An 8,914-nucleotide genomic window follows, 5' to 3' on the forward strand; every position below is an offset into this window, starting at 1 on the left:
GAATAAACAACGTTATGTAAACAAAGGTAAATAGACACTTGCGATCATCGCTCAAAACAACTTCAGTGGAATGAAATCGAAAACGCTCAATGCTCGCGGTAACTCCTCCACTCTCTGCTTTTGCGCCTTAGTAAGAAAAATTCTCACTGCAATCTCTCCTTTACACATTTTTACATAATTCCGTTTCTTCACGCCCATCCACTTAAGCCTGTTTCATTTTTTGAGAATTCTCCTTATTTCAACATGTCCTTAACTGCCAGTGCCACCTGTGTCATTTGTTCCTCCGTGAGTGCCAGTCCACTAGGAACATAGAAACCTCGACGAGCGATGTTTTCTGCCACCGGGCAAGATTCTTCTTCAAACAATCCCATCTTTCTGAACACAGGTTGTTCGTGCATACACCAAAAGAAAGGACGAGTACCAATCTTGTGCTTCGCAAGATACTGCATCGCTTCTTGAGCGTCAAACGCTACATTGTCTTTCAGAACTAGACCGTACACCCAGTATATATTTGTTGCATATGTAGTCAGCGGCAACGGTAATTGTACGTCAGAGATATTTGCAAGTAACTCTGTGTAAATTTGTCCCATCCGTCGCTTACGTGCTACAAACTCATCCAAACGCTCTAACTGAGCAACGCCAATCGCTGCTTGTAAGTTAGTCATTCGCATATTCCAACCCAACTCTTCATGCACAAAGCGTTTTTGGGGTTGAAAGCACAAATTGCGTAAAGAACGGCAACGTTCTGCCAACTTCTCATCATTAGTCAGCAGCATTCCCCCCTCGCCTGTGGTGATGTGCTTGTTAGGGTAAAAACTGAAAGTACTGATAGTGCCTAAGCTACCACAACGGCGTCCTTTATAGGTTTGACCGTGCATTTCGGCAGCATCTTCAATAATGTGCAGCCCATACTTGTCGGCTAAGCCCAACACTTGATCCATATCCACAGGTAACCCATAGATATGAACAACCATAATAGCTTTTGTTCTGGGTGTAATTTTGGACTCAATTTGGTTAACATCCATATTCCAGGTGTGGGGATCACAATCTACCACTACTGGTACAGCACCAGCACGGACAATCGCCGCCGCACAAGAAATAATTGTGAATGTGGGCAGAATGACTTCATCCCCAGAGCCAATTCCTAATGCTGCAACTGCTGCATCAAGAGCAACAGAACCGTTGCAGACAGCTATTCCATATTTGCATCCTACACTGGCAGCAAATTGTTCTTCAAATTGTTTAACAAAGGGTCCTTCAGAAGAAATCCAACCAGTTTCGATACACTCAAATAAGTATTTCTTCTCGTTTCCATCTAGAAGTGGCTCGTTGACCGGAATTGGCTTCATAGCTGACTCAACTCTGGTATTTTAGCTGACTCTGCAGAAATGCCCACAAACCGGGTTTTATCCTGCTCTCCCAAATAAGGACCTTGTTTAACCTCAATCATCTCGACTTCTTCAAGCACCTCAAAACCATGCCCACCAGTGACTAGAAGAATTACATCACCAGCTTCTAACATTCGGCTTTCTAGATACTTCTGTTGGTCGTTGTAAAAGTCAACACGCAACTTGCCTCTTTTGAGAAAAAGAACCTCTTGAGTATAAAGCACTTCACGAGGTACGGCATTATGGACGTGAGGTTGAATAATTTTTCCTTTTGGATGGTGCATATACGCTAATTGTTGGGAAAGTTCGTTGGGTGTGAAGAAGTGAATCCCTGGTTTGTCAAATTTATGGGAAATAATCACAGCAAGTAACTGATCCTGGTAGAGAATTTGTTCTATCATGATTCATTCAAGTCGAGTATAGGTAATTTATAATACCATTAGCGTCATCTGAAAAGACAGCCGACTAGCTCTACTTTATGCATTTTTCACAAATCGCAAATGCGTATGCTCAAACCCTGATTTCTCAGTGAAATTAAGTTTTTTGATGTCAACAGAATTCCTCACAATGGAAAAAGTTTTGTGCGACTGGCTATAACTTTTGCCAAAAAACAAGGCTGGCGTTGTTATTTTTGGATAAAGTCGATATCATTATGTATTTTTATAGACAGCATTCTGAACAATTAATACTCCCGAAAAAGTTCAGAATTACAATAAATTGCAGCTTGTTATCTCTCATCTTATTCCATTGAACTACTTACATGAATCCAGGTAAACACTTATTGCTTGTAAATTTATGTTCAAATCTTTACTCAGAGAGAATGCAATAATAACCAATTTCCAGAATTTGATTTCATTCAACTTTCAGTGTTTCTTATTTACAGAAAACTTCAGGATGAGATAGTTTGTCCCAAGACAACCTCCTGATAATTTCCTGACTTGACTATCCTTCCACGCTCAAGTACATAGATGCGATCGCAATGTTCGACAGTGGAAAGTCTATGAGCAATAAGAATTAACGTTTTTGTACCACTCAATGACCGGATTGCCTCAGAAATCAGGTTCTCTGTTTCATTATCTAATGCTGATGTCGCTTCATCTAAAATCAAAATCTCTCTTTGGTGGTAAAGCGCTCTAGCAATTCCTATCCGTTGGCGCTGACCACCAGACAACCGTACCCCACGCTCTCCAACAGCAGTTTTTATTCCATCAGGGAGCTGCGAAATCAATTCTTCAAGTTGAGCAGTTTGAATTGCCTTTTGCAATTTTTGTGAATCAATTTGCTCATCCAGAACACCAAAAGCAATATTCCTCTCGATCGTGTCATCCATTAGGAAAATAGATTGCGGAATATAGCCAATCAAATTTTGCCAAGAGCGTAAGTTATCATATATTGACACTCCATCAACTCTAATATCTCCATGATTAGGTATCAGCAGACCTAGAATAACATCCACCAAAGTTGTTTTACCTGCCCCAGACTTACCAATAAGAGCAATAGATTGACCCTTCTTAAGAGTTAAAGAAACATTTTCTAACGCATTTTCTGAAACATTAGGGTAAGAATAATTGATTTTGTTAAGAATTAGAACGTTACGAAAATTTAATTTTTGAATGGAAGTTGATTTACCAATCGTAACATTGGACTCTGATTTATATAAACTTTTTATAGATTTTATACTTTCTAATTTATTGGTCTCTAATTCTTTCAAATCGAAATACAACTTATTCAGTGAGTAGCTTGAATTTCTTAATGTACCAATTGCAGACATTAATTGACTAGCCGCTGGAATCAAGCGAATTGAGGCGACGGCAAAAATGCTTAAAATTGAGATTAGGTTTTGTGGATTTTGATTGAATACTAAAGATACAGAAATGAAACATACTATAAATGTAACTAGAAGTGCTTCAATTGCAATACGTGGTAAGCTTTGAAAAACTTGAAATAAACTACCTGTCAATGCGTGTCTCTGAGCTTGTATGTTCATCTGACTCTCAAAGTACGATTCGCAACCTATAACTCTTGTTTCTTTTAATCCTCCTACACTATGATTGATAATCCGAATCATTTCAGTATCTGATTCACTGCCTTCTTTACCCCAATAAGCCATCTGGTCTTTAAATTTATTGTAAAAAGCAAATGCCAATGTCAGCATTAACAAAATGCTAGCTGTCGCCGAAAAATCTGTTTTCAGTAACAGCAATATCAAAGCAGATACAACAACACTATTTGCTGCAGAACTCAAAAGAGGAAGTGTGACAGAGTAACAGAAAAGAAAAGTTTCGTGAATGATATTCTGAATTAATAAAGCACTATTTTTATTTAAATGATAAGTGTAATTAACTGTTAAATAACCATGCAGTAACCTGAGTTTAAGTAATCCCTGCTGAGTGAGACTGAAATCATAAATGTATCTTTGAACTTGAAAGTACAATAATGATTTAATGCCAAAAATAATAATAATTCCCAAACCGAGTAGAGCAATATATTGACTAGTAGATTGAAAACCTGAATTCACGTAGCCCCAATTTAACCAAGAGCTTTTAAAAACTAAATCTGGGTTTGTGGCTAAACTCATAAACGGTCCTACTAGTCCAATACCTAAAGCATCCAAGACAGAAATTAATAAAAATAAACATAAGAGAATAAAAATCGTTCTTTTTTTCGCCGATATAACGTATAAAAACTTTGAAAAATATTTTTTCATTTTACTTAGTTAATTAGATTAACACTCCAATCTTGTACCTTCAAGGATTTGATATAACAGCTGAATCAAGAAGCTTCAATGAAAAGCTTGAGCAACAATAATGATTCACCAATCATAACCATTCCGAATTTTGATTGTCTTAGTCAACCGTTGCCTTTACCTTAACCTTAGGTATAATTTTGTCTGCTAACATATCAAGCAAGGTTACTAGAACCATTTTTCCTTAGAATCACTAAATCTTGAAGATTGTCTATAACTCCTTTTTGTATGTCCAAAACTTCAAAATTGTCACTCCATTCTTCACGAATATATTTTTCGGAGTGATAGGTTGTACCATAAGATTGGTCTATTCCTGGAAAGAGTTTGTTTCTCATTTCAGAAGAGAGATTAACTCCTGGGTATTCTAAATATAAAATTCCCTCTTTTTCGAGTTTTTCAGGTGTGACATCAAGATTCATATTTTTTGTTTTTTTTATAGTTAAAGAAAAGTCTCCTAAAACAGTAATTAAGGCTAATCCATTAGGTTTTAAAATTCTAGAGATTTCATTGAGCCAAGGTTTTTGCTTTGACACTGGCAAATGAGTCCATATTGAAACAGAATAAACAGTATCAAAAAAATTATCATCATACTTTAAAGGAGGGTCGTATTGATTACAACTAGCATTTGCCTCCGGAAATGCCTTTGATAAATAATTGATCGCTGAAGAGTCAACATCGGTAGCAAAGATTTTAGGTATGTCTGGATAAAAAAATTGCAGAGTTCTACCACACCCAGCACCAAAATCCAAGATCTTTAAATGATTGATTTGATTGCTTTGATAAGTCACAATTGACTTTTTAATTGGTTCATAGCAATTTCTTCCACTTTTCAGGAAACCGCCAATCTTGTAGTGAGCACCCACTCTGACCCTATTTTCCATCGGCGGAATCGGAGCATAGTAGTTATTAAATATTCTATAAAAAGAGACGTAGAGAGGATCAAAAACGAAAATCAATCGCTTAATCAGATATTTGGATCTAGAAATTGCTTCTGTCATTATTGAATCTCTATCCATTAATGAAATTAACTGTTCTGTTTATTGACAAAGGCGATCAACTCTGAACTTATCACCTATGGTCTTTACTAAAGCTTCCTCATTAATTCCGTCTTACAACTACAGAATGTCGAGACACACTACGACTCGAATCAACTGCTTCTTTTGTGTAGTAAAAGTAGCTGTCAGGCTCACTCTTGACATTCACACCATTAATCACCATACCCAACACATTGTGTCCTGACTGTTTCAAAAAGTCTTTAGCCGCATTGGCACTCGAAAAATCAACCACCCCTGGACGAACGACCCATAATATACCGTCAACTAGATTGCCTAAAACCGCAGCATCTGCGACTCCTCCTAAAGGAGGGGTATCAAAGATGACGAAATCATATTCCTCTGTAAACGAGCTAACAAGTGCAGCCATACACTTAGAATCTAATAGTGCCACTGGATTTGGAGGTACAACTCCAGAGGGAATAACGTCTAGGTTAGGCATGGCTTCCTGTAAGGCGACATTAAGTGTATCCGGATTAACTATGACATGACTTAAACCTACAGCATTCGTCAAATTCCAAATATGATGCTGGACTGGATGACGCATATCGGCATCGACCAGCAGAACCCGATGCCCCACTTGAGTCATTGCCATAGCTAAATTTGCTGCTACCTCAGATTTACCCTCACCAGACACAGAACTTGTCACCACAATAACTCTTGGTTCCCTATCCGAACTTAAAAACTTCAAGTTGGCTTGCAGCATTTGGTAGGCGTCACCAACAGGGAAGTGGGGAATGTCTCTACCAATCACCTTGGGAATTGATTGATCCACCTCTGGCACTCTCAAACTCTTCTTCTGATTTCTACCTGTTAAAGGTATGACCCCGAGTAAGGTGTATTTGAACAATTCCTTAGCTTGTTTAACTGTCTTAAGTGATGGGTCAATTGTATCTAAAGCAAAGGCAGCAACGGCACCAAACAGGACACCTAAAATCCCTCCAGCCCCGATAATCAGAATTTTTCCACTCCCAATTGATTTATCAGGTACCAAGGCAGGGGAGATGACACGAGCATTTCCAATATTTTGATTTTCTGCTACTTGAACCTCTTGCAGTCTTGTCAAGAGTGTTTCGTAAGTCGTTTGAGCCGCTTTGAGTTTCCGCTCAAGTTCCCGCTGAGTCTGTTCTAGCTTGGGCAAGATGTTTGCTCGTTCTTTGTAGACAGTCCGTTGGTTAGACAATGTAGCGATTTGTTTGACTAAACCAACGCGTTGTGCTTCCGTGCCAGCATAATCTTCCAGTAGCTTTTCTCGCAAAGAGCCATTCTGTAAATTCCCTAGAGAAATTTGCTGATTGCTGCCAGTGACCTGCTTCATCCGCTGTTGTAGCACGCTGTTGAGAGCAGCAACTTTTTCTTCCAAGTTGACAATAATAGGGTGTTCTGGCTTCAAACGAGTACGCTCAACTGCAAGCTGGCTTTGTGCTTCCTGTAGTTGAGTCAGCACTTGCTGAATTCCAGATGCCTGAGTCAATGAGGAATTGGTTAGAGTTTGCGACGAATCAATTTTCGCTTGAGCCTGTAACTTTTGTGACCTAGCAGTGACATCTTCTAGTTGAGCCTGGGCTTGAGAAATTTGCTCATTTAATTTGGCGATCGCTTGAACTGCAGCACTGGCTTCTTCTTGAAGGGTGATGATTTTATTGTTCTCTTTGAATTGACGCAGCGCTGACTCAGCTTGTTTTACAGATACCTCAGTTGTCGGTAGTTGTTTTTGAATAAACTTGCGGGCTGAGACTGCCTCTTGTCGATTCGCTTCTATGTTATTTTTGATGTAAGCCTGCATGACCTTATTGACAACTCTCGCAGCCAGTTTTGGGTCTTTGTCAATGTAAGAAACTTGCAGGATTTCAGTTCCTTTGAGACTGCTGATTTTAAGTGAATTGGTTAATTCCTCAATTGTGATGGCTTTGCCCTTATCATCTCTGAGGTTAAGTTCTGCAATAGTTTCCTGAATCACTGGAACGGATGCCACTATCTTCGCTTGAGTCTCGGACGGATTACTTTCCATAGTTAAAGTATCAAGCCGTCCAATCGCTTCCCCCAAACCTGTTAGAGAGGAGGTACGATTCGTCTTAATCAACAGACTTCCCTCTGCCTTGAACGTGGGTTTTGATGAGAATGCAAGTAAGGATGCAAGGGTCACAACAACACCACAAACCCCTACTGCAGGTAGCCAGCGTCTTTGCAGGATCAGCCAGTATTTTTGAAAATCTATTTCTTCAGAGTTTGGTACAGGCTCCATAGCAGACATTGATTTTCCTATCGCATTTATGATTGGTATTGTCTGACGCACTCAATCTCCAAACTGGAAATCTTTACTTCCGTTATAGCTAACCATCTGTGCATGTCTGCGAGTAAACTCGCCTACGGAAGGATTTCCCTCTGGGTGAATGACCCCTATCGCTTGTTGCCAAAGTTCTGGAGATACTATCGATACCTCATAGGTGCAACTCTCCTTGTTTTGAGTTTTAGTAACACGCCTTTTAACATGGTACCATTTGGTTTGTTGGCATTGGTCACACCAAAATGCCTCCAACCATTCACCTTCCAGACAAACCGCAGTCTTGGCCGCTACCAAAATCAAAGCATTTTGTCGGCTAATTCCCCGTTGCTGGAGTTGTCCAGCACGATCCGCAAATAGAGGATACTTTTGACTAACGCTCTCAAGATAGCACCCATGAATTGGACAGTAGATCGCCCGTCTTTTTGAACGGTTCCGATTTCGGTTACATCTTCTATGCAATTTGACCTCCAGCATCGGTAAATACACCACATAGCAAAATAAGCTTACGTTGGAGAAACTGCGGTTAGGAAGACCGTATCACCCAACACCTACTACTTTAAAATCTCCTGTGTCATTAAAATCAAATAAATAGTTACCGACAAACAGCTTAGTAATCAGTAGTCGGATTTTTTCTTAAAGGCAAAAGAAAGTTTCTATCATGGGTCGTCATTTGTGACTCACTTAATCAAATTGAAAAATACACTCCATTGCCAAGAAATTAACCTATTAAGGAGGTATGAGCCTAGGTTGTTAGGTAGAATTAAAAACTTTCATACCACTGGATAGACCGTGAGCTTGAACGTTTTTGATTTTAGTTACACTATTTCTCTGATTCGGCCTTCTTATGAGGCTACGTTGGAGGGACTGAGATCAAAAAGACCATCAAAGCCCAACTCCGGACATCAACAATAATCAGATATTTTTTGACAACCATATATCCAGTGAACCGATACCAGATAATCTATAGAGATTGCTACTATTTCCCTAATACTCTACATAAACTTAGCCTCAAATAAATACTGCATATCCTGAATACAGTTGAAAACTAGATATGTTTAACGTGTAATCAACATGTTTTAGAGTATAACAAATCTCTGTTGTCATTTGATTGTAAGCAGAAGTTTGTTTGAAATTCTCTCCAAAAGTAAAAACAAAGTACAGATTTTGACCATCATAAGCCTTACTCAATTGATAAAAAGTTTGCCAAACGGATTGCCAGAATTGTTCTAGAGCTTAAGTAAGTAGTCATTCTTCTCAGTAATTGTATCGTACTACATATTGCTTTGCAACTACCTGAGTTCAGTCTAATGTTTGAAGAATTAATAAAACTATTGGGGGATTGATAATTATGACTGTTGAGCATTCGCCAGTTATGGCATAGAGTTTAATCTTTTTTGACTTTCTCTATATATGCTAGCAGGAAATTATACTTAGCCATATA

6 protein-coding genes are annotated in these 8,914 nt (G+C 38.8%); all 6 read right to left on the reverse strand.

Translation table 11 applies throughout. From position 1 onward, the window contains the following. Nucleotides 1–233: 233 nt before the first annotated feature. Nucleotides 234–1,349 carry a DegT/DnrJ/EryC1/StrS family aminotransferase gene (locus tag DP116_RS06335; RefSeq protein ID WP_169154368.1) on the reverse strand — a complete coding sequence of 372 codons (1,116 nt, stop codon included), beginning with the start codon at nucleotides 1,347–1,349 and terminating at the stop codon, nucleotides 234–236. After that, a complete protein-coding gene (locus DP116_RS06340) occupies nucleotides 1,346–1,789 on the reverse strand; it encodes a cupin domain-containing protein (protein ID WP_169154369.1) in 444 nt (147 codons plus the stop codon). Before DP116_RS06340 ends, DP116_RS06335 begins: the two co-directional genes overlap by 4 nt. A 488-nt stretch (nucleotides 1,790–2,277) precedes the next feature. Then, nucleotides 2,278–4,095, reverse strand: a complete 1,818-nt coding sequence (locus DP116_RS06345) for an ABC transporter ATP-binding protein (RefSeq protein ID WP_169154370.1) — start codon at nucleotides 4,093–4,095, stop codon at nucleotides 2,278–2,280. 194 nt (nucleotides 4,096–4,289) lie between these two features. After that, nucleotides 4,290–5,132 carry a class I SAM-dependent methyltransferase gene (locus tag DP116_RS06350; protein WP_169154371.1) on the reverse strand — a complete coding sequence of 281 codons (843 nt, stop codon included), beginning with the start codon at nucleotides 5,130–5,132 and terminating at the stop codon, nucleotides 4,290–4,292. Nucleotides 5,133–5,232: 100 nt separating this feature from the next. Further along, nucleotides 5,233–7,431: a GumC family protein gene (locus tag DP116_RS06355; RefSeq protein ID WP_211173115.1), complete on the reverse strand. Its 2,199-nt coding sequence runs from the start codon at nucleotides 7,429–7,431 to the stop codon at nucleotides 5,233–5,235. A gap of 51 nt (nucleotides 7,432–7,482) precedes the next feature. Then, nucleotides 7,483–7,932, reverse strand: coding sequence for a hypothetical protein (locus DP116_RS06360; RefSeq protein WP_169154376.1), 450 nt, complete (start codon nucleotides 7,930–7,932; stop codon nucleotides 7,483–7,485). Between the last annotated feature and the right edge of the window lie 982 nt (nucleotides 7,933–8,914).

It is taken from the genome of Brasilonema bromeliae SPC951 (assembly GCF_012912135.1).
Lineage (GTDB): Bacteria > Cyanobacteriota > Cyanobacteriia > Cyanobacteriales > Nostocaceae > Brasilonema > Brasilonema bromeliae.

Coding starts and splice junctions, on each gene's coding strand:
- DP116_RS06355 (WP_211173115.1), bottom strand. CDS start 7,431: ATGGAGCCTGTACCAAACTCTGAAGAAATAGATTTTCAAAAATACTGG.
- DP116_RS06335 (WP_169154368.1), bottom strand. CDS start 1,349: ATGAAGCCAATTCCGGTCAACGAGCCACTTCTAGATGGAAACGAGAAG.
- DP116_RS06350 (WP_169154371.1), bottom strand. CDS start 5,132: ATGACAGAAGCAATTTCTAGATCCAAATATCTGATTAAGCGATTGATT.
- DP116_RS06345 (WP_169154370.1), bottom strand. CDS start 4,095: ATGAAAAAATATTTTTCAAAGTTTTTATACGTTATATCGGCGAAAAAA.
- DP116_RS06340 (WP_169154369.1), bottom strand. CDS start 1,789: ATGATAGAACAAATTCTCTACCAGGATCAGTTACTTGCTGTGATTATT.